Source organism: Vibrio orientalis CIP 102891 = ATCC 33934 (genome assembly GCF_000176235.1).
Taxonomy (GTDB): Bacteria; Pseudomonadota; Gammaproteobacteria; order Enterobacterales; family Vibrionaceae; genus Vibrio; species Vibrio orientalis.
Genome location: NZ_ACZV01000005.1, coordinates 1,677,630 through 1,698,717 on the forward strand (window position 1 = coordinate 1,677,630; position 21,088 = coordinate 1,698,717).

General features: G+C 46.2%; 22 protein-coding genes. 18 read left to right on the top strand and 4 right to left on the bottom strand.

All coding sequences use genetic code 11. The features are described from left to right. The first annotated feature begins 6 nt into the window (after positions 1-6). Positions 7-1,329, top strand: a complete 1,323-nt coding sequence (locus VIA_RS18255; RefSeq protein ID WP_004414917.1) for a CoA-disulfide reductase — start codon at positions 7-9, stop codon at positions 1,327-1,329. A 62-nt stretch (positions 1,330-1,391) separates the two neighbouring features. On the opposite strand, the gene VIA_RS18260 is transcribed toward VIA_RS18255, so the two are convergent. Then, positions 1,392-2,123: a UTRA domain-containing protein gene (locus tag VIA_RS18260; protein ID WP_004418310.1), complete on the bottom strand. Its 732-nt coding sequence runs from the start codon at positions 2,121-2,123 to the stop codon at positions 1,392-1,394. Between the two features lie 214 nt (positions 2,124-2,337). Between VIA_RS18260 and VIA_RS18265 the strand changes: the two genes are divergently transcribed. The 15 genes from VIA_RS18265 (at position 2,338) to VIA_RS18335 (ending at position 15,759) form a co-directional block, all read left to right on the top strand. Next, on the top strand, positions 2,338-3,423 hold the full coding sequence (locus tag VIA_RS18265; protein ID WP_004414923.1) for an ABC transporter substrate-binding protein: 1,086 nt from the start codon (positions 2,338-2,340) through the stop codon (positions 3,421-3,423). Between the two features lie 12 nt (positions 3,424-3,435). Next, the gene (locus tag VIA_RS18270; RefSeq protein WP_004414925.1) at positions 3,436-4,260 is read left to right on the top strand and encodes an alkaline phosphatase family protein; all 825 of its coding nucleotides are present in this window, start codon (positions 3,436-3,438) and stop codon (positions 4,258-4,260) included. Continuing rightward, entirely contained in the window at positions 4,257-5,156 is a 900-nt protein-coding gene (locus VIA_RS18275) for an ABC transporter permease (RefSeq protein ID WP_004414927.1), read from the top strand. Before VIA_RS18270 ends, VIA_RS18275 begins: the two co-directional genes overlap by 4 nt. 3 nt (positions 5,157-5,159) lie before the next feature. Further along, positions 5,160-5,948 carry an ABC transporter permease gene (locus tag VIA_RS18280; RefSeq protein ID WP_004414928.1) on the top strand — a complete coding sequence of 263 codons (789 nt, stop codon included), beginning with the start codon at positions 5,160-5,162 and terminating at the stop codon, positions 5,946-5,948. Continuing rightward, positions 5,945-6,964 (top strand): ABC transporter ATP-binding protein, encoded by a 1,020-nt coding sequence (locus VIA_RS18285; protein WP_004414930.1) that lies wholly within the window; start codon positions 5,945-5,947, stop codon positions 6,962-6,964. The genes VIA_RS18280 and VIA_RS18285 overlap by 4 nt, the downstream gene beginning before the upstream one ends. A 2-nt stretch (positions 6,965-6,966) precedes the next feature. Beyond that, on the top strand, positions 6,967-7,626 hold the full coding sequence (locus VIA_RS18290; RefSeq protein ID WP_004414931.1) for an HAD family hydrolase: 660 nt from the start codon (positions 6,967-6,969) through the stop codon (positions 7,624-7,626). Positions 7,627-7,881: 255 nt separating this feature from the next. Continuing rightward, complete coding sequence (gene rsxA / locus VIA_RS18295) at positions 7,882-8,463, top strand: electron transport complex subunit RsxA (RefSeq protein WP_004418311.1); 582 nt, start codon at positions 7,882-7,884, stop codon at positions 8,461-8,463. Beyond that, the gene (rsxB, locus tag VIA_RS18300; protein ID WP_004414935.1) at positions 8,463-9,047 is read left to right on the top strand and encodes an electron transport complex subunit RsxB; all 585 of its coding nucleotides are present in this window, start codon (positions 8,463-8,465) and stop codon (positions 9,045-9,047) included. The genes rsxA and rsxB overlap by 1 nt, the downstream gene beginning before the upstream one ends. An 8-nt stretch (positions 9,048-9,055) precedes the next feature. Continuing rightward, a complete protein-coding gene (gene rsxC, locus VIA_RS18305; RefSeq protein WP_004414937.1) occupies positions 9,056-11,701 on the top strand; it encodes an electron transport complex subunit RsxC in 2,646 nt (881 codons plus the stop codon). After that, positions 11,701-12,747: an electron transport complex subunit RsxD gene (gene rsxD, locus VIA_RS18310; RefSeq protein WP_004418313.1), complete on the top strand. Its 1,047-nt coding sequence runs from the start codon at positions 11,701-11,703 to the stop codon at positions 12,745-12,747. The genes rsxC and rsxD overlap by 1 nt, the downstream gene beginning before the upstream one ends. A 9-nt stretch (positions 12,748-12,756) precedes the next feature. After that, positions 12,757-13,392, top strand: a complete 636-nt coding sequence (gene rsxG / locus VIA_RS18315) for an electron transport complex subunit RsxG (RefSeq protein WP_004414940.1) — start codon at positions 12,757-12,759, stop codon at positions 13,390-13,392. Then, entirely contained in the window at positions 13,385-14,077 is a 693-nt protein-coding gene (locus tag VIA_RS18320) for an electron transport complex subunit E (protein ID WP_004414942.1), read from the top strand. The genes rsxG and VIA_RS18320 overlap by 8 nt, the downstream gene beginning before the upstream one ends. Positions 14,078-14,133: 56 nt before the next feature. Continuing rightward, complete coding sequence (gene nth / locus VIA_RS18325) at positions 14,134-14,775, top strand: endonuclease III (protein WP_004414943.1); 642 nt, start codon at positions 14,134-14,136, stop codon at positions 14,773-14,775. Between the two features lie 11 nt (positions 14,776-14,786). Then, a complete protein-coding gene (gene gloA / locus VIA_RS18330; RefSeq protein WP_004414945.1) occupies positions 14,787-15,203 on the top strand; it encodes a lactoylglutathione lyase in 417 nt (138 codons plus the stop codon). 118 nt (positions 15,204-15,321) lie between these two features. Then, on the top strand, positions 15,322-15,759 hold the full coding sequence (locus VIA_RS18335) for a DUF2753 domain-containing protein (RefSeq protein WP_004414947.1): 438 nt from the start codon (positions 15,322-15,324) through the stop codon (positions 15,757-15,759). A 44-nt stretch (positions 15,760-15,803) separates the two neighbouring features. Here VIA_RS18335 and motY read toward each other — a convergent pair whose 3' ends face one another. After that, the gene (motY, locus tag VIA_RS18340) at positions 15,804-16,685 is read right to left on the bottom strand and encodes a flagellar protein MotY (protein WP_004414948.1); all 882 of its coding nucleotides are present in this window, start codon (positions 16,683-16,685) and stop codon (positions 15,804-15,806) included. Between the two features lie 197 nt (positions 16,686-16,882). Between motY and rnt the strand changes: the two genes are divergently transcribed. Both rnt and VIA_RS18350 read left to right on the top strand, forming a co-directional pair. Continuing rightward, on the top strand, positions 16,883-17,539 hold the full coding sequence (gene rnt, locus VIA_RS18345) for a ribonuclease T (protein WP_004414950.1): 657 nt from the start codon (positions 16,883-16,885) through the stop codon (positions 17,537-17,539). 28 nt (positions 17,540-17,567) lie between these two features. Then, complete coding sequence (locus VIA_RS18350; protein WP_004414951.1) at positions 17,568-18,893, top strand: Na+/H+ antiporter family protein; 1,326 nt, start codon at positions 17,568-17,570, stop codon at positions 18,891-18,893. Positions 18,894-18,970: 77 nt separating this feature from the next. Here VIA_RS18350 and bamC read toward each other — a convergent pair whose 3' ends face one another. Together bamC and dapA are read right to left on the bottom strand one after the other, a co-directional pair. Further along, positions 18,971-19,996 (bottom strand): outer membrane protein assembly factor BamC, encoded by a 1,026-nt coding sequence (gene bamC / locus VIA_RS18355; protein ID WP_004414953.1) that lies wholly within the window; start codon positions 19,994-19,996, stop codon positions 18,971-18,973. 56 nt (positions 19,997-20,052) lie between these two features. Beyond that, positions 20,053-20,931: a 4-hydroxy-tetrahydrodipicolinate synthase gene (gene dapA / locus VIA_RS18360; protein ID WP_004414955.1), complete on the bottom strand. Its 879-nt coding sequence runs from the start codon at positions 20,929-20,931 to the stop codon at positions 20,053-20,055. Between the last annotated feature and the right edge of the window lie 157 nt (positions 20,932-21,088).

The following is a 21,088-nucleotide window of genomic DNA, read 5'->3' on the forward strand; positions in this document are numbered from 1 at the left end:
ATAAATATGAAAGTTGTTGTCGTAGGCGGTAGCGCTGCAGGTATGAGTTTCGCAGCAAAATACAAACGTAATCAGCCATCGGATGAAGTGGTTGTACTGGATAAGCGCGATTACATCTCGTTCGGTGCGTGTGGCTTACCTTACTTTGCGGGTGGCATGTTTGATGACACTGAACGCATGATTTCTCGTACGCCAGAGCAAGCGATCAAATCAGGCTTAGATGTACGCATTGAAACAGAAATGGTGGCACTAGACCGCACTGAAAAGCAGATCAAAGTTCGTCACCAAGGGGAAGAAAGCACCATCGATTACGATATGCTAGTGATCGCGACAGGTGCACGCCCAATCGTTCCTTCATTTGGCGAATTCAACCCTGAACACGTATACACGCTAACCAGCATGGAAGATGGCTTGGCAGTAAAAGAAGCATTGAAGGACAGCAACAAACAACGTGTTTGCGTTATCGGCGGTGGCTTTATCGGTCTTGAAGTGTTCGACGCTGCGCACCTGCTTGGTAAGCACGTCACTATCATCGAACGCGAACAGCATGTGATGAGCCGTCAGTTCAGCCCTGAGATGATTGAAATGTTAGAAGGCGCGATTCAAGAATCCGGCGCAGAGCTTAAAACCGGTTGCAGCGTATCAGCAATTCGCGATGCTGAACAAGGCGGTTACATCGTAGAAACCGATAACGGTAACGTAGAAGCCGACGTGGTGATCATGTCACTTGGCTTCAAACCAAACACAGAAACGTTTGAGTTGCCAAAAGCAGCAAACGGTGCGTTATTGGTGGATGAGTTTGGTACAACAGAAGACGCCCACATCTACGCGGTCGGTGACTGTGCCGTGGTTCATCATATGGCGCTAGGCAAATCGGTATACGTCCCACTTGCAACCACTGCCAATAAACAAGCCCGTATGATGGCCGACAAACTTGCTGGTAAAGACACTTACATGAGTGGATTCCTAGGTTCGTCTTGTTTGAAAGTGCTAGATTACGAACTGGCTTGTACCGGTGTATCTGAACTTCTTGCCAAAGAGCACGGCTTGGACGTGAAGGTTTCAACCATTTCAGATAAGAACCAAACCGATTACTACCCAGGCCAAGAAGATATCAAAGTGAAGCTTGTGTACCACCCTGAGACCCAGGTTCTACTTGGTGGCGAAATCGTCGGCAAGAAAGGGGCAGTAGGCAGAATCAACGCGTTGGCTGTTGCCATCACGGCGAAGATGACCACCCAGCAACTAGGTTACATGGACTTCTGTTATGCGCCACCATTCGCGCGCACGTGGGATGCCCTGAATGTAGCTGGCAATGTGGCAAAATAATACTCCTGTTTAGGTAGATATAAAAAGCTCCTGTGTTTTCACTGGAGCTTTTTCATTCCCAATCACTCACTAGAACTATCGATTCGAATCCTCACCGCGTCGGGTCGCCAATACTCATACTCGCAATCCATCAGTTCGCCATCTTGCTTATCGTTAACACGACAGATTTTAAGTACTGGCTGCCCTTCGACAAGATTCAACGCTTTGGCAACATGAGAAGGCGCAGAGGTCGGGATAACATCGAATCGCGAGCGCAGCGTCTCATAACCATACTTATCACGATAGATCCCCGTCAGTGACATAGTCAGGTTTTCAGATAATATGCCGTCAAACAAAGGCGCTTTCAGGACATTTTCGACAAACAACACCGCGCGCCCGTCAATATAACGCAGCCGCTCAATAATATGAATTGGCGTTGCGTGCTCGACCTCTAATGCCCTTGCATAATCACCGCTCGCCATTTCACTGCGCACATTCACCAGCTTAGTTTCCGCAATACGGTGCTGCTCGCGAATCATTTGATGAAAGTGAGTACGCGACAACGGGTTGTAACAAATTCGATCCGGTGATACGAACCAACCACGACGCTCCTCTCGATATATCAGCCCTTCCGTCTCCAAAGAAACCAGTGCATCTTTAAGTGTTATTCGTGTGGTCGAAAACAGCTGACTGAGCTCTCTTTCTGAAGGTAGCTTTTGTCCTTCAGACAAGGTTCCAGAGTGAATTTTTTCTCTCAGACTCTTTTTAATTTTTCCAAGTTGTGTCTGTGATTGGCGGCTAACAACGGCGCTCATAGGGTGATCTAGTCCATACGTAGTTTTACCAAAACAATAAGAGTCACAGGTAACAGAAATATGACATACCTTAACCGTGGGCACATTTTGTACCAATGAAATATTACTGCCATCGAAACGCATCAAAACTGTCAAAATTGTTGCGCCAAATCGTCACACTTTCTGCCTAGGATAATTTTCGAACTTACTGACCTAGTCCAGAAGGATAGAGACAATGAAAACTTTGCTAAATCGTTCCACTACTTTTTCTGCAAAGAAAATCGTGCCCGCAGCACTGATCGCTGTAACATTATCAGTGCCAGCTATGGCAAAAGATGCAGACCTAGAATCATTGGTTAAAGCCGCGCAAAAAGAAGGGGCGGTTTATAGTGTAGGCATGCCAGACAGTTGGGCGAACTGGAAAGATACTTGGCTAGACTTGAAATCAAACTACGGTTTGAAACATCAAGATACAGATATGAGCTCAGCACAAGAAATCGCAAAGTTCGAAGCTGAGAAAAAAAATGCCACCGCAGATATTGGTGATGTCGGTTTTGCGTTTGCCCGTGTCGCAGTGAAGAAGGGCGTGACTCAACCTTATAAACCAACCACTTGGAGTGATGTTCCAGATTGGGCCAAAGACAAAGATGGCCACTGGGCACTTGCCTACACGGGGACTATCTCGTTTATCTCAAACAATAACTTAGTTAAAGATGCACCTAAAACTTGGGATGACCTACTGAAAGGTGACTACAAAGTCACAGTCGGAGATGTCGGTGTTGCGTCTCAGGCTAACAACGCAGTCCTTGCGGCTGCGTTTGCAAATGGTGGTGACGAATCTAACCTGAAGCCTGCGATTAAATTCTTCGCTGAGCTATCTAAGCAAGGCCGCCTATCGTTCACAAACCCAAGCATTGCTAACTTAGAAAAGGGCGAAGTAGAAGTCGCAATTCTGTGGGATTTCAACGCACTTAGCTACCGCGACCAGATTGATCGCGAGCGTTTCTCGGTCAACATTCCTCAAGATGGTTCAGTCATTTCAGGTTACACCACCATTATCAACAAATACGCTAAGAACCCAAATGCCGCCAAACTGGCTCGCGAATATATCTTCAGCGACCAAGGTCAAATCAACTTAGCCGAAGGTTACGCGCGCCCAATCCGATCCAACGTGACGCTACCTAAGTCTGTGCAAGACAAGCTAATTGCTAATGACCAATACAGCAATGTTCACCCAGTGACCAACTTCAAAGCGTGGGAAAAATCAGCGCGTAAGTTGCCACGCCAATGGCAAGAAAGTGTCTTGATTCACCAACAATAAGAGCCCGTAACTATGAGCAATAAGGTTATCCTTGTTGTTCTAGATGGACTGAACTATCAGGTAGCCCAAACGTGTATGGGCTACCTAAACGGTCTTTTAGAACAACGTCACCCACAGCCAAGCATGCGTGCAACGCTGTATCCGATACAATGTGAATTGCCGTCACTGTCACGCCCGCTTTATGAATGTATTTTGACTGGCGTTCGCCCAGTTGAAAGTGGCATTACCAACAATGACATTGTACGCCTATCGAATCACGACTCAATTTTCAGCCTTGCGAAATCACAAGGCAAAGTCACTGCGGCGGCGGCCTATCACTGGGTCAGTGAGCTTTACAATTGCGCGCCATTTAATCCAGTACGTGACCGCTTTACCAATGATGAATCACTCAATATCCAACATGGCTGTTTCTATCATTGGGATGACTACCCTGATGAAGCCCTGTTCCTTGATGCTGAGCACTTACGTCAAACCCACCAGCCGGACTTCTTGCTGATCCACCCAATGAACATCGATGATATGGGTCATAAGCACGGTTTAGACTCTTACCAATATCGAAACAGCGCCCGCCACGCCGACATTATTCTTTCTAACTATATCGAGCAATGGATCAGCGATGGCTATCAAGTAATAGTGACCAGTGATCACGGCATGAACAACGATCTTTCTCATGGCGGCATTCTGCCAGAAGAACGTGAAGTGCCACTGTTCGTTATTGGTGACAAGTTCACTCATCAGGAGTGTCACGCTGAACAAACTGATCTCTGCGGCACCATTTGCCAGCTATTAAATCTCGACCACTCTAAATCTTATACTCAGGAATTGTTAGCACTATGAGCAGCTCCGTTCTCACTCCAAGCTCTAGTGAGCCACGCCAAGCGACCATGGGCACATGGTTAAAGCGAGCAAGACCTGCCCTCTGGCTGGCCCCTTTCGCGCTATTTTTCTATCTATTTCAATTGGCGCCGATGATTTGGGTGCTGATCAACAGCTTTATCTACGATGATGAATTTGCTCTCGATAACTACACTGACGTTCTCGACTCTGCGTTTATGATGCAGGCTTTTGGCAACAGTTTATGGCTGGCGGTGTGGTCAAGCATCATCGGACTATTGATTGCCACTGTATTGGTTTCTTCGCTACGTCGAGTCAATTCTCGAATCCGTGATGGCGTGATTGCTTTCACCAACATGAGCAGCAACTTTGCTGGCGTGCCGTTATCCTTCGCCTTCATCATTATTTTGGGCACCAATGGGGCGATTACCCTACTGCTCAAGCAATATGGCTTGCTCGGTGATTTTGACCTGTATGGAAAATGGGGCTTGTTGGCAATCTATATCTATTTCCAAATTCCTCTCGCGGTATTGCTGCTTTACCCAGCCTTTGATGCCTTGAGTGATGATTGGCAAGCAGCGGCAGCATTACTGGGTGCGCGTACCTCGCAATACTGGGCAAAGGTGGCGTTGCCTGTGTTATCTCCCGCACTGTTGGGCACTTTCATTATCTTGGTTGCCAATGCGATTGGTGCCTACGCCAGCGTTTATGCACTCACTTCTGGCAACTACAACCTCATTACCATTCGCATTGCGAGCTTGGTTTCTGGTGATTTGTTCCTTGAGCCAAACCTTGCCGCGGCAATTTCAGTCATTCTGATGCTCCTTCTCGCCTTCATAACAGTCATTAACCAGTGGCTGATTTCAAAAAGCTACGCGGGCAAGAGTGCTAGGAAATAAGTGATGCAAAATATTAATCCTCGATTCCACCAAACCGTGGTGTACACCATCGTCACCATTATGTTGATACCGATACTGGCTACCTTTGTCTATTCAATCTCATCACGTTGGGGCGCGACCATTCTACCTGACGGTTTTACACTAGATTGGTACATCAAACTGCTTACAGACCCGCGATTTTTGCAAGCATTTGGACGTTCACTGTTTATCTGTATCGCTTCACTGACTCTAAGCGTGGCCTTAATTCTACCTGCCATCTTTGTGGTGATTTATTACTTTCCGAAACTCGATAAGCTAATGAATATCATGATATTACTGCCTTTCGCTGTGCCGCCAGTGGTGTCATCGGTAGGCTTACTTCAGCTCTATGCCGACAGTGAAATATCCCTAATTGGCACGCCCTGGATCTTGATTGGTACCTACTTCACCATCGCACTGCCATTTATGTATCGTGCAATTTCAAATAGCTTTGAAGCGATCAATCTGCACGACTTAATGGATGCCGCCCATCTGCTCGGAGCCAGCACCACCAAAGCGTTCTTGCTGATCATTTTGCCGAACGTAAAAAAGGGATTGATGGCCTCGCTGTTCTTGTCGTTTTCATTCTTATTAGGGGAATTCGTTTTTGCCAATATCTTAGTCGGCACTCGCTACGAAACCCTACAAATCTACCTATACAACATGCGTCAAACCAGCGGCCACTTTACTTCTGCCCTAGTAATGACCTACTTCCTATTTATTTTCTTACTAACTTGGCTAGCAAGTCGTTTTAGCCGAGGAGCACAATCATGAGTTACGTAACTGCACACAACCTGACTAAGCGTTTTGGCGACAATACCGTATTTGAAGATATTCAGTTCACCATTGAGCAAGGCGAGTTCATTACCCTTCTCGGCCCTAGTGGTTGTGGTAAATCGACATTGCTGCGTAGCCTTGCGGGGTTAAATCCTGTTGATGGCGGCGAGATTTGGGTCAACGGTGAAGAGATCACGCACCAAGTGCCTCAAGAGCGTGGCATTGGTATGGTCTTTCAGTCTTATGCCCTGTTCCCCAACATGACAGTTGAAGGCAATATCTCCTTTGGTTTGAAGATGAAAAAATTGGATGCAGACACTATTCAAGCTGAAGTTGCCAAAGTGATTCAACTGGTCGATCTCAAAGGCAAAGAAAAGCATTACCCGCATCAACTTTCTGGCGGCCAACGTCAGCGTGTTGCCCTCGCCCGCGCATTAGTCGTTAAGCCGAGAATCCTATTGCTTGATGAACCCTTGTCAGCCCTGGATGCCAAAATCCGTAAGCGTCTGCGTCAGCAAATCCGCGATATTCAAAAAGAGATGAACCTGACCACAATCTTTGTTACTCACGACCAAGAAGAAGCGATGATCATGTCTGACCGCATCTTTCTAATGAACAAAGGCGAAATCGTCCAAGCTGGTACACCAGAGGAGATTTACACTCAACCAGCCAACGAGTTTGTTGCTGGGTTTATGGGCCATTACAACCTAGTTGAAGCAAATCATGCGAAACAACTTTTCAATATCGATACTGAGTGGAAAGTAGCAATTCGCCCAGAGTCCATTTACGTGAAAGAGCAAGGCCGCCACTATGGTGAGCATATCTCAGCGCCACAAATTGCTACCATCAGAAACCACCAGTTGTTGGGTAACGTTATCCGCTACCAAGTAGACGTTGAAGAGTGCCAACTCACGGTTGATTTACTCAATCGTTCCTCAGAGCGCCTACTGGCCAATGGCAGTCAATTAGAGCTACTGTTTAACCTTAACGAAATCCAACCTGTGAGTGCATGACCATGGCTAAACCTTTATACGTATTCGATATGGACGAAACCCTCATCGACGCTGATTGTGCCATGATTTGGAATGAGTTTATGGTTGAGAAAGGCATCGTCAATCAGCCTGACTTTATTGAACAAGATCAGCAATTAATGGGTCTCTATGCCGCAGGCAAAATGGACATGGAGGACTACCTTCAATTCTCCATGGCGCCACTGGTTGATATGCCCATTGAGCACGTCAATGCGCTGGTGGAAGAGTGTGTGGAGAACCACATCCTAAATAAGCAATTTTCCCAGTCAAAAACCTTAATCGAGCAGCTTTCACGCGATGGGATTGATATGGTGATCATTTCCGCCAGCGTGACGTTTTTGGTCGAAGCGGTTGGTCGGCGACTTGGCATTAACACTGCGCTTGGCATCAACTTAGTTGAGCAAAACAACCATTACACGGCCGAGATAGCAGGGATACCAAGCTATCGAGAAGGCAAGGTGACACGCTTAAAGCAATGGCTAGACGCACAATCAACAACTTACTGTGAAATCCACTTTTATACGGACTCAATCAACGATTTGCCTCTATGCGAATACGCGGATCACGCTTATCTGGTCAATCCATGTCCTCAATTGGCCAAACAAGCGGCTCATCGCGACTGGCAGGTTCTAAATTGGGAATAGTTTCGCCGCTATTCAATTAACTCCTCGTGATTCCTCTCTCAAAAGAGCAGTATTTGCTGCTCTTTTCATCTAGAAATTATTCATCTCGTGAAAGATAAGCGTTCGATTTCCTTCACCTAGACGTATTTATTCAACTTTTTTAAGACAATCTCGTATAATTTTTACTCAACAATATAAAACCTTATCTTTCCTTGGTTGTTATTGAACTGGCAAAGCAGGATAATGTTGGGATCGGAATTTCTTAAATAAATAACTATGACCGAATATCTTTTGTTGTTGGTCGGCACTGTGCTGGTTAACAACTTTGTACTGGTGAAGTTTTTGGGCTTATGTCCATTCATGGGCGTATCTAAAAAACTCGAAACCGCGATTGGTATGGGGTTAGCAACGACTTTCGTGCTAACTCTCGCATCCGTGTGCGCGTACCTAGTTGAAAGTTACATTCTAGAACCATTACATCTGCAATATCTGCGTACGATGAGCTTTATTTTGGTGATCGCCGTTGTGGTGCAATTTACCGAAATGGTGGTCCACAAAACCAGCCCGACCTTGTATCGATTGTTAGGTATCTTCCTACCACTGATCACCACTAACTGTGCGGTATTGGGTGTCGCCTTACTGAACATTAATGAGAACCATAATTTCATTGAGTCGATCATTTATGGATTTGGTGCTGCCGTTGGCTTCTCTCTGGTACTAATTCTATTTGCCTCAATGCGTGAACGTATTGGTGCCGCTGACGTTCCAGCTCCTTTTAAAGGTGCATCAATTGCGATGATCACCGCGGGCTTGATGTCACTCGCCTTTATGGGCTTTACAGGTTTGGTGAAGTTGTAATGAGCTCAATATTAATCGCAGTTATCGCTATCGCTGTTCTTGCCGCGATATTTGGTGCCGTTTTAGGCTTTGCCTCTATCCGTTTCAAAGTCGAAGCGGATCCTATTGTCGATCAGATCGACAATATTCTTCCGCAGACCCAATGTGGTCAGTGTGGCTATCCGGGTTGTCGCCCTTATGCGGAAGCTATCGCGAATGGCGATGAGATCAATAAGTGTCCTCCGGGTGGTCAAGCAACCATCGAAAAACTTGCAGACCTAATGGGCGTCGAAGCAACTGACTCTGCACATGACCTTGAAAATGCGGTAAAGACTGTCGCATTTATTCATGAGGATATGTGTATTGGTTGTACTAAATGTATTCAAGCTTGTCCTGTCGACGCGATTGTCGGCGGTACAAAAGCACTTCACACCGTCATTAAGGATGAGTGTACAGGTTGCGACCTTTGTGTTGCCCCGTGCCCTACTGACTGTATTGAAATGATACCTGTAGAAACCACTACAGCGAGCTGGAAGTGGCAAATGGACGCCATTCCTGTTGTTGATATTACCGATTCTGCTGCTGAGCAGAAAAGTGTGAATTAAGGACTGGTATGTTGTCACTAATCGAACAAATCAAATCTGGTGCGCTGTGGACATTTCCCGGCGGTGTACACCCAGCAGAAAACAAGACTCAGTCGGTCAAGACAGCCATTGCGCGCGCGCAAATACCCGCTGAAATTGTTTTACCTGTAAAACAGCATATTGGTAAACCCGGAACCCTGACAGTCGACGTTGGCGATCAAGTGCTGAAAGGCCAAGCGCTAACTAAGTACGACATGAGTTTCATGCTGCCAGTCCACGCACCAACATCTGGTCGTGTGGTCGCTATCGAGCCAAGAACTACCGCGCACCCATCGGGTCTGAGCGAAACTTGTATCGTTATCGAACCTGATTTTGAAAACACTTGGGTAGAGCGTGAAACATGGGGTGACTTTACCCAACGCACACCTGACGAACTGATTGAGAAAATCCGTTTAGCGGGTGTCTCCGGTATGGGTGGTGCAGGCTTCCCTACCGCGAAAAAAATTCAATCGGGTTTAGCTCGCACAGAAATTCTGATCATCAATGCGGCAGAGTGTGAACCTTACATCACAGCCGATGACATGCTGATGCGTGAGCATGCGGATGAAATCATCCAAGGCATTGAGGTTGTCGAACATATTCTGAAACCGAAACTGACCGTTATTGGTATTGAAGACAACAAACCTGAAGCCGTTAAAGCCTTACAACACGCCGCTGAACATAAAGATATTGTTATCCGCGTTATTCCGACCAAATACCCATCTGGTGGTGAAAAGCAGCTGATCAAAATTCTAACCGATAAGGAAGTGCCAAACGGCGGTATTCCTGCAGACATCGGTATTTTGGTTCAGAACGTCGGCTCTCTATACGCTATCAAACGTGCTGTGGTTGACGGTGAAGCACTAGTAGATCGCATCGTGACATTGACTGGTGACACCTTCAAGCAACCACGTAATGTTTGGTCACTGCTTGGTACCCCTGTTCAGTCATTACTTGATGAGTTTGGTTACAAAGCCGATAAGAAGTTACCTCGGCTAATTATGGGCGGTCCTATGATGGGCTTTACCCTGCCCCATTCTCAGGTGCCAATCACCAAAACCTCTAACTGTATTCTAGCGCCTACACGCAAAGAGATTTCACCTAACCAATATGAAATGGCGTGTATCCGCTGCGGCCAATGTGCCGAAGCGTGCCCTGCATCTCTACTGCCACAGCAGCTTTTATGGCATTCAAAAGCCGAAGAGTTGGATAAGTGTGAAGAGCTCAATATTAAAGATTGTATTGAGTGTGGTGCTTGTGCCTTCGTCTGCCCGAGTGAAATTCCACTGGTGCAATATTACCGCCAAGCTAAAGCGGAAATCCGTACACGCAAAGAAGAGTCAGAAGCAGCAGAGCGAGCTAAAGTTCGCTTCGAAGAGAAGAAAGCACGTCTAGAGCGCGATAAAGCAGCACGCGAAAACCGCTTTAAGAAAGCCGCTGACGATCGTCGTAAAGAGATAAAACAAACTGGCGGCGACGATGCGATCGCGGCAGCAATTGCTCGCGTCAAAGCTCAGAAATCAGAAGCAAACTCATCAGAAGAGAAAGCGGTTAAACCTGCAGTTGCAGCTGCGATTGCCAAAGCGAAAGCCAAACAAGCAGCCGCTGCCACGAGTGGTCAGGCTGAACCTGATAATTCTGCAATGGCCAAATTGCGTGAAGAACGCAAGCAACAAGCCCGCGAACGCAAAGCAGCTAAAGAGCAACAAGATACTGCAAGCTCAACGGACAACAAGAAAGATGCCGTTGCTGCTGCTATTGCTCGTGCCAAGGCGAAAAAAGCCGAACAAGCACAAAATGCTAGCTCTGACGCTCCTGCAGAAGACAAGAAAGCTGCAGTTGCCGCTGCGATTGCTCGCGCTAAAGCGAAAAAAGCACAAGCAAGTGAAGCGAATGAGTCTGATGCGCCACCAGCAGCAGAGGATAAGAAAGCCGCTGTAGCTGCTGCGATTGCCCGTGCTAAAGCGCGTAAAGCTGAGCAACAAGCGGTGAAAACAGACGAAAGCAGTGGCGCTACCAAGGAACAAGCTTCTGAGGAAGATCCGAAGAAAGCGGCCGTTGCTGCTGCCATCGCCCGCGCTAAAGCTCGTAAAGCTGAGCAACAAGCGGTGAAAACAGACGAAAGCAGTGGCGCTACCGAGGAACAAGCTTCTGAGGAAGATCCGAAGAAAGCGGCCGTTGCTGCTGCCATCGCCCGCGCTAAAACTCGTAAAGCTGAGCAACAAGCACCAAAAGCGGAACAGCAAGCGGCAAAAGCAGACGTAAGCAATGACGCTACTGAGGAACAAGCTACCGAGGACGATCCTAAGAAAGCAGCCGTTGCTGCTGCCATCGCCCGTGCTAAAGCGCGTAAAGCGGAACAGCAAGCGGCGAAAGCAGATGAAAGCAATGATGCGAATGAAGAGCAAGCTGTCGAGGAAGATCCAAAGAAAGCGGCCGTCGCTGCTGCCATCGCCCGTGCTAAAGCGCGCAAAGCTGAGCAACAAGCGGAGAAAGCAGACGAAAGCAATGACGCGAATGAAGAGCAAGCTTCTGAGGACGATCCTAAGAAAGCAGCCGTTGCTGCTGCCATCGCCCGAGCTAAAGCTCGTAAAGCAGAAAAAGAACAACAAAAACAAACTGAGGAGAAAGAGTAGTGGCCTTTTTTATTGCCAGCTCACCCCATGCGCATAGTCGTAGAAGCACTCCTGACCTAATGAAATGGGTAGCGCTTTGTGCCCTACCCGGCTTAGCCGCTCAGACATACTTTTTTGGTTGGGGTACGATCATCCAACTACTATTGGCTATTGTCATTGGCTTAAGTCTTGAAGCACTTGTTATGCTCGCAAGAAAGCGCCCACCAATGTCGGCACTAAGAGACAACAGTGCCTTGGTGACAGCGTGGTTACTCGCGATTGCTATACCGCCACTTTCTCCGTGGTGGGTAATCACTATCGGTCTGATTTTCGCCATTGTAATAGCCAAGCATCTATACGGTGGTATTGGCCAGAACCTCTTCAACCCAGCCATGGTCGCCTACGTTGTGCTGCTTATTTCATTCCCAGTACAAATGACCAGTTGGATCTCTCCGCAGGAACTTCAAGCTACACCTGTATCTAGTGGCGATGCATTGTCGCTCATTTTCACCGGTTTTAACCTTGAAGGACTTTCGCTGCAACAAATTCGTACTGGCATTGATGGCATTACCATGGCAACGCCACTGGATGCATTCAAGACAGCCCTGACTGCAGGAAATACCGCTAGTGAAGCACTAACTCAACCCCAGTTCGGTGGTTTAGCCGGTATTGGTTGGGAGTGGGTTAACCTCGCTTATTTAGTCGGCGGCTTGCTTCTTATCAAGCTACGAGTCATTAATTGGCATATCCCGGTAAGCTTTTTAGTTAGCTTAACCTTGATTAGTGGCCTATTTATGTTGCTAAGCCCAGGCACAACGGCATCACCAACCATTCACCTGCTTTCAGGTGCGACTATGCTGGGTGCATTCTTTATCGCAACTGACCCGGTTTCAGCTTCAACGACCGTCAAAGGTCGACTGATCTTTGGTGCGTTCATTGGCGCAATGGTCTTTATCATTCGTTCTTGGGGTGGCTTCCCTGATGGTGTTGCATTTGCAGTACTACTCGGCAATATGTGTGTACCATTGATTGATTACTACACCAAACCAAGAACCTACGGTCACTAAGGCGTTATCATGTTAAATGCAATTAAAAAAAATGGTGCTGTTTTAGCGATTTTTGCCTGTGCATCAACGGGTGTTGTTGCACTGACCAATTATTTAACAAAAGATCGTATTCATCTACAGGAGCAAAAGCAGCTTCTTTCAGTATTAAACCAAGTCATTCCCCACGACTTGCACGATAACGATCTCTATCAAGCGTGTACCTTAGTGAGCGATCCTAAACTCGGTACTGACCAAGCAATGCCTGTCTATATGGCGACACTCAACGGTGAACCGTCAGCCATGGCGATTGAAGCGATCGCACCAGATGGTTATAACGGCGCGATTAAAATTATTGTGGGCATTGAGCAAGATGGCACTATTTCCGGTACACGTATCTTGAGTCATCAAGAAACACCGGGGCTTGGTGATAAAATAGACTTACGTATATCGGACTGGATTCTTGGCTTTACCGGTAAACAAGTGACTGACAACAATCAAGCAGACTGGAAAGTACGCAAAGATGGTGGTCAATTTGATCAGTTTACTGGTGCAACCATCACGCCACGCGCGGTCGTTAAGGCGGTCAAGAACACGGTAGATTTCGTCAACAGCAATCGTGACCAGATTCAGTCTCAGCCACTAAATTGTGGAGGCAATAATGAGTGATCATAAAACACTGATTAAAAATGGCATGTGGGATAACAACCCCGCGCTCGTTCAGCTCCTCGGCCTATGTCCACTACTTGCGGTGTCTTCAACCGTCACTAACGCGTTGGGCCTCGGCATTGCAACGTTACTCGTCTTGGTCGGCTCAAACGTTACGGTTTCACTAGTACGTGATTACGTGCCGAAAGAAGTGCGCATTCCAGTATTTGTCATGATCATTGCCGCACTGGTAACTTGCGTACAGCTATTGATGAACGCCTATGCTTACGGGCTATACCTATCATTAGGCATCTTTATTCCATTGATCGTAACTAACTGTATCATTATTGGCCGCGCTGAAGCGTTTGCTTCGAAAAATGATGTCCTACCTTCTGCTCAAGATGGCTTTTGGATGGGACTGGGGATGACGAGCGTGTTAGTCATACTCGGTGCAATGCGAGAAATCATCGGTAATGGCACCCTGTTTGATGGTGCGGATTTACTGCTCGGTGATTGGGCGACCTCACTACGTATTGAAGTATTCCAATTCGATAATAGCTTCTTATTAGCACTGCTCCCACCAGGTGCCTTTATTGGTGTGGGACTGCTTATCGCACTTAAGAATGTTATCGATAAACAGATTGCAGCCCGTCAGCCAAAACAAGAAAAACAAGCCATCGAGCGAGCAAGAGTGACAAATCAATAATAATCATCAAACAAGCTTTGTATTGATGAACACAAGCACTGGAAAGCAGCCTCAAAATGAACAAAGACAAACGAAGATTAATCCTAGAGCGTCTTAGAGAGAATAATCCAAACCCGCAAACAGAGCTCAACTGGAGTACCCCATTTGAACTTTTGATCGCGGTACTGCTCTCAGCTCAGGCAACCGACGTAAGTGTTAACAAAGCGACGGACAAGCTCTACCCGATTGCAAATACACCGCAAGGGCTCTTTGACTTGGGTGTGGATGGGGTAAAAGAGTACATCAAGACCATCGGTCTATTTAATTCAAAAGCTGAGAACGTCATCAAAACGTGTAAGATCATCCTTGATAAACACAACGGTGAAGTTCCAGAAGATCGCGAAGCGTTAGAAGCACTACCCGGTGTTGGTCGTAAAACAGCCAACGTGGTGCTTAATACCGCTTTTGGCTGGCCAACTATCGCGGTAGATACCCATATTTATCGCGTTTCCAATCGAACCAAGCTGGCAATGGGCAAGAATGTCGACCAAGTTGAAGAAAAACTTCTCAAAGTCGTGCCGAAAGAGTTCAAGTTGGATGTTCATCACTGGTTGATTCTTCATGGGCGTTACACCTGTATCGCGCGTAAGCCACGTTGTGGCAGCTGTATCATCGAAGACCTGTGTGAATTCAAAGAAAAAGTTTACCCTGAAGATTAGGAGAACAAACAATGTCAAACGGACGTATTCTTCACACCATGCTACGTGTTGGTGACTTAGATAAATCAATCCAGTTTTACACTGACGTGATGGGTATGCAGCTACTGCGTACCAACGAAAACAAAGAGTATGAATATACTTTAGCTTTTGTTGGCTTCGAAGATGAATCTCAAGGCGCTGTCATTGAACTGACGTATAACTGGGGTACCACTGAATACGACCTCGGTTCTGCATTTGGTCATATCGCGATTGGTGTTGATGACATTTACACCACTTGTGATGCGATTAAAGCTGCGGGTGGTAACGTAACTCGTGAACCTGGCCCGGTAAAAGGCGGTTCAACACACATCGCTTTTGTAAAAGACCCTGACGGCTACATGATTGAATTAATTCAAAACAAACAAGCTTCAGCAGGTTTAGAAGGCTAAGTCGACCAAGCCGAGTTATTAAAAATGGGACAGCACTTCGCTGTTCCTTTTTTTTAACTTTACTCGATAATAATTATCATTTACTCTTTTAACCATTCGGAGTTAGGAGAGCATAACAATGGCAATTGCAGAATGGGAGAAGCATACTCTACTCGCTGATGTGGCATTAAAGGATAATGACCATTTGCGCAGCATTCTTCATTATCAACAAGCCCTTACATTAAGTGAGCGTATCGGAGATGAAACTGAAGTTGATGTCGAAGACCGACTGATGATTTCAGTGATCTCATGCCACAATATGGCGATGTTTTGGCGCAATATTGGTGATATTAAGTACGAACTAAAGTACCTGCAGCTCGCTTCAGAAAAAGTGCTGACCTTGGTACCACAATGCCCTAACACTGATTGTGACGCTTTTATCGATTCGATGGGGTGTTGCAAAAAAGCCCTTGTAGAGTTTATGAAACGCCACCCGAACCCGAAGATTGCTCAGTTAGTGCAGGATATCGATACCGCGACAAACTGCAATCTCATCGCTAAGTTCCGCTTAAACTAGCGCTAGCACGATCAAAAAAGGCCAGTCTCACTGGCCTTTGTCTTCTATACCTGCGTTCTGCCTAAAGAAATCACAACGCGTCGGTTTCTGTCTTTACCAATTGGTGACGCATTGTCATCGATCGGTCGGCGTTTACCATACCCCTGAACACGGATACGGTCTTCTGGTAAGCCAAGAGATTTAAAGTAATTCTGTAGCACTTCTGCACGGCGCTCTGACAAATTCTGACTGGCGCTCTTGCTATCTTCGGCGTCGGTGTAGGTTGAGACTAAAACCAGATCAATATCTTGGTTATGCTTAATGTACTCGGCAATCTGAGCGAGACGCTTTTGCGATTGCTTATTCAGCTCAACGCTAGTTCGATCATAGTGAAGAATGGTGAAAGCAATATCTTCAAAACTGTATGGCAGTAAGTTAGCAATACAATCGCTAAAGACATTGTATGAACGTTGAAATAATACAGAGGACAGCGCGACTTCAACACGTTGATCTCGGCTACGCCACTCTTGATAGCTAAAAGTTGGGTAACGCCCCTTCTCTAGCTCACCTAAAACATTCCAAGCTGTTTGACCACCAACATAACCATCAAATTGTTGGAAAAAACGAATGTTAGTAATACGGTCAGCACTATCGCCAGGTCGCCATGCAGGTGGCATAGAAATCAGGCTCACATCGCGTGTCTGACCCATTGGTCGTTTCATCTTCAACTCAAGGTCGAGATTAATTTTTTTACTCGCATAAGAGGAAAATACCGCTTCGCCATAATTAGGAATTGGATGAACCAAGCGACACTCTAATGGCGTATTGGCAACCATTTGCCATGTCGACTGTTGAGGCGTTGCAACGTACTGCTTTTCAAGCGCGAACACCGAAGGTGCTAACGTTATCAAAGACATAGCGATACCGGTTGCAAACAACTTCTTCATACAAACTTCTTCTCTCATTAGGGCTGGCAGAACTTAACTTGCCGCTAAAAAATCTTCTATCAGATTAATGCAAAAACCTAGCCAGAATATTTGTATAGTACAAATCACCATTGTTTCTTTTTCAATCAGCATTTACGGTTTTTCTTCCGCTTAGAATCTGCAATAATGCCAGCCCTGTCACATTATATGAAGTACACATGACTATAGAAAACGAAGCATTGACGCTAAAAAAACGATTTCGTGGCTACTTTCCGGTAGTTATTGACGTAGAAACTGCAGGTTTCAACGCCAAAACGGATGCGCTTCTGGAAATCTGCGCCGTTACTTTAAAAATGGATGAAAACGGCGATTTAGCACCTGCTTCAACCATTCATTTTCATGTCGAACCTTTTGAAGGTGCCAACCTTGAAAAAGAAGCGTTAGAGTTTAATGGTATCCGTGACCCATTTAGCCCTCTACGTGGTGCTGTGACCGAAGCGGAAGCTCTCAAAGAAATCTACAAACTCGTCCGCAAAGAACAAAAAGCTGCAGACTGTAGCCGTGCCATCATGGTTGCCCACAATGCCACCTTCGATCACAGTTTTGTGATGGAAGCGAGCGAGCGCTGCAAGCTTAAACGAGTCCCTTTTCATCCCTTCGCGACGTTTGATACCGCTGCACTAAGTGGCTTGGCTTACGGCCAAACTGTATTAGCTAAAGCGTGTAAAACAGCCGGGATGGATTTTGACAATAAAGAAGCCCACTCTGCCCTATACGATACTCAAAAAACGGCAGAACTCTTCTGCGGTATCGTCAACAAATGGAAAGCCCTTGGTGGCTGGCCGGTCGTTGAACCCGACACCGACAAAAAATAAAAACGTAAACACAACACACGAGTAAATTATGAACCCTGTTGTCATTTCTGTATGTATCATGCTTGCCTTAGCACTGATGCGTGTGAATGTCGTCGTTGCTTTGACATTCAGCGCCATCGTCGGTGGTTTGGTTTCCGGCATGGAGCTCAATCAAGCGGTTGCCGCTTTTGAGAGTGGTTTAGGTGGTGGCGCAACCATCGCATTAAGCTACGCAATGTTAGGCACATTCGCCGTTGCGATCTCTCGCTCTGGTATCACTGACCTACTAGCAAATAGCGTCATCAAACGTATTCATGGTAAAGAGAATGCTGCGGCATCGACTGGTCTAAAATATGCAGTGTTAATCGCATTAGTTCTTGTGACAATGTCATCTCAGAACGTTATTCCTGTCCATATCGCCTTTATCCCTATCTTGATTCCACCTTTGTTGGGCGTATTCGCTAAGTTAAACCTCGACCGTCGTATGATCGCCTGTGTACTGACCTTTGGTCTAGTCACGCCTTATATGGTTCTTCCAATCGGTTTTGGTGGTATTTTCTTAAACAATATTCTATTGAAAAATTTGCATGACAACGGTTTAGAAAACGTTGTTGCAAGCCAAGTCCCAGTCGCGATGTTACTGCCAGCAGCTGGTATGATTTTTGGTCTTCTAACGGCGATTTTCTTTAGCTACCGTAAACCGCGTCAGTATAAAGAGACTGAGCTAACCCGAGTGGACAACAGCACTAAAGAGATCCAGCCGAAGAATATCGCGGTCGCCGCCGCAGGTATCGTTGCTGCGCTAAGCGTTCAGCTAATGACTGGTTCAATGATCATTGGTGGCCTTGCTGGCTTCATGGTGTTCACCTTTGGTGGCGTGATTGCTTGGAAAGAGACGCACGACGTCTTTACTAAAGGCGTACACATGATGGCGATGATCGGCTTTATCATGATCGCGGCAGCAGGTTTTGCTGCAGTCATGAAGCAAACTGGTGGCGTTGAATCTTTGGTTGAAGCGTTGGCAACAAGCATTGGTGACAATAAACCACTAGCGGCACTATTGATGTTGGTTGTTGGTCTACTGGTTACTATGGGTATTGGCTCATCGTTCTCTACGATTCCAATCCTAGCGACAATTTACGTTCCACTGGCTGCAGCATTTGGCTTCTCTCCAATGGCAACGATTGCTCTAGTCGGTACTGCGGCAGCGCTTGGTGATGCAGGTTCACCAGCGTCAGACTCGACTTTAGGCCCTACATCAGGTCTAAATGCCGACGGTCAGCACGAGCATATTTGGGAAACCGTAGTGCCTACCTTTATCCACTACAATATCCCACTGATTGTGTTTGGTTGGATTGCCGCAATGGTTCTGTAACCTCAATCGGTTACTGATATTTAAGGCATAAAAAAAGCTGACATGATGTCAGCTTTTTTATTACCTGTAATTGGCGACTACTTCGATTGTTTTTCAACAACCGCAGCTAGCACAGGAGCCATATCTTGCAATAACTGCTCTTCAACAGGTTTACCCGTTGAGTCAGTCACGTTAATAGAAGTTCGGTTGCCAAGGTCACCAAATAGGAAAGTATAAGTGCCAGACTTAAGTGCAATCGGCTTAACACCAATGTCATTCCAGAACTCATCATCCGGAGAAGCATACTTCGCTTTAACATGACCTTGTGATTGGTTACGCTCTTCTAAAGTAAAGCCCATCTCTGGAAGCAGTTTCGGTAGACGCTGCCACAACACGTTATATGGTGTACGAGCAATGATAACCGGGAAACCACTGCGGTCCGTGCCCATCGTAACCGGAATCTTCTTAACCAACTCTTGTGCTTTACGCGCGGCTTCTTCACGAAGATCTAAGTCGTAGCGAGCTGTCACTAAGTTTGTCATCAAAGCATTGTAACGCTCTTTATTGGTTGCAGTCACAGGCATCTCTTTACCCGCTTCACGCCAATCAATGAGAGAGATCTTAAAGCCATGGCGTCCACCAGCGGCAACCCGTTCGATAGCGTAACGAGCGCCTAGCTCACCATCTTCATCTTCTGATGTCCAGGTAACCCAGTCGGTTTCAATGCGTGTAGCCGTTTGCTCTCGAACGCCAATTTGACGTTCTTCCAGCATGGTTAACGCTGTCTGCCACACCTTTTCTACTTCATCTTCACGCAGCAGCCAAAGTGTAGTTTCGCCTTGCTGTCTTTCAGCACGTGCGCCAGGAATAAGCTCTAGTACCTGTTGAGGTGGTCGAATATCGACTTCACGACCAACACCACCAGTAAACTCTCCCTGAGGGATTTTGTAGTCAATGTAGAACTGACGTTTCGCACCGTCAGCTAATGTCCACTCTTCTAGCGGTGGAGTATTTAAGTACTCAAAGTCATCTTTAGCCTGACGACGTTGAGTCGCACTGCCTGAACATGCACTTAAAACAAAAACAGCTAGTGAACTGACGACTAGCTGGTGAGACAATTTCATTGAAACTCCTGATACCTATATACCGGAGCGTTAAACTCCGGCAATCCATCTTTAATTTAGTAAATGCAAGCTTCTGTCATTGCTTGAGCAACGATTGGGCGAGCTTTCTCTGACAGTTCTGTCAGCGGCAAACGTAAATCGCCGTGCTCAATGAGACCCATTTTATGTGCTGCCCATTTTACTGGAATTGGGCTAGATTCAACGAATAAGTTTTTGTGTAGCGGCATCAAACGTTGATTGATGATTTCCGCTTCTTCAAACTTACCTTCTTTCGCTAATCTGAACATTGTTGCCATATCTTCAGCAGCAATGTTGTTTGTTACCGAAATGACACCGTGGCCACCTTGCTTAACAAATTCAAGGCCAGATGAATCATCACCACTTAGTAAGATAAAATCTTCGCCACAAAGTTCACGATGAATTGCAATTCTGCTTAAATCACCCGTCGCATCTTTCAATGCAACGATGTTTTCGATCTCTGCTAGGCGCGCCACAGTCTCTGGTAACAAGTCTACCGCTGTACGACCCGGAACATTGTACAGGATCTGTGGTACATCGCTTTCTTCAGCAATCGCTTTATAGTGTTGGAACAAACCTTCTTGAGTTGGCTTGTTGTAGTAAGGCGTCACACTTAGGCATCCTGCAATGCCTGAGTTGTTCAGTAGACGGCTGAAAGTGACGGATTCATGGGTTGCATTGGCACCTGTGCCCGCAATTACTGGAATACGTCCCTCAGCGAACTCAACAACCTTAGTGACAACCTTGACATGCTCTTCAATAGTCAGCGTCGCCGATTCACCAGTGGTACCAACTGCAACGATGCCATCGCTTTTCGCTGCAACATGGTAGTCCACAAGTTTCTTCAGGCTTACGTAATCAACTTCGCCATCATTATTAAACGGTGTAATTAACGCTACAATACTTCCTGAAAACATGTCTTTCTCCCTAATTTAGATACTAATCGCATGGTACTGTAAGGCGATTGATAAAGACAAGCACTGAGACCCGCTTAAATCACCTATTTGAATGAATATTTATCAGATGTTAGAACTTTGGCAACTTACTCCTTTAATTTCGGCTAATGTCAGTTCC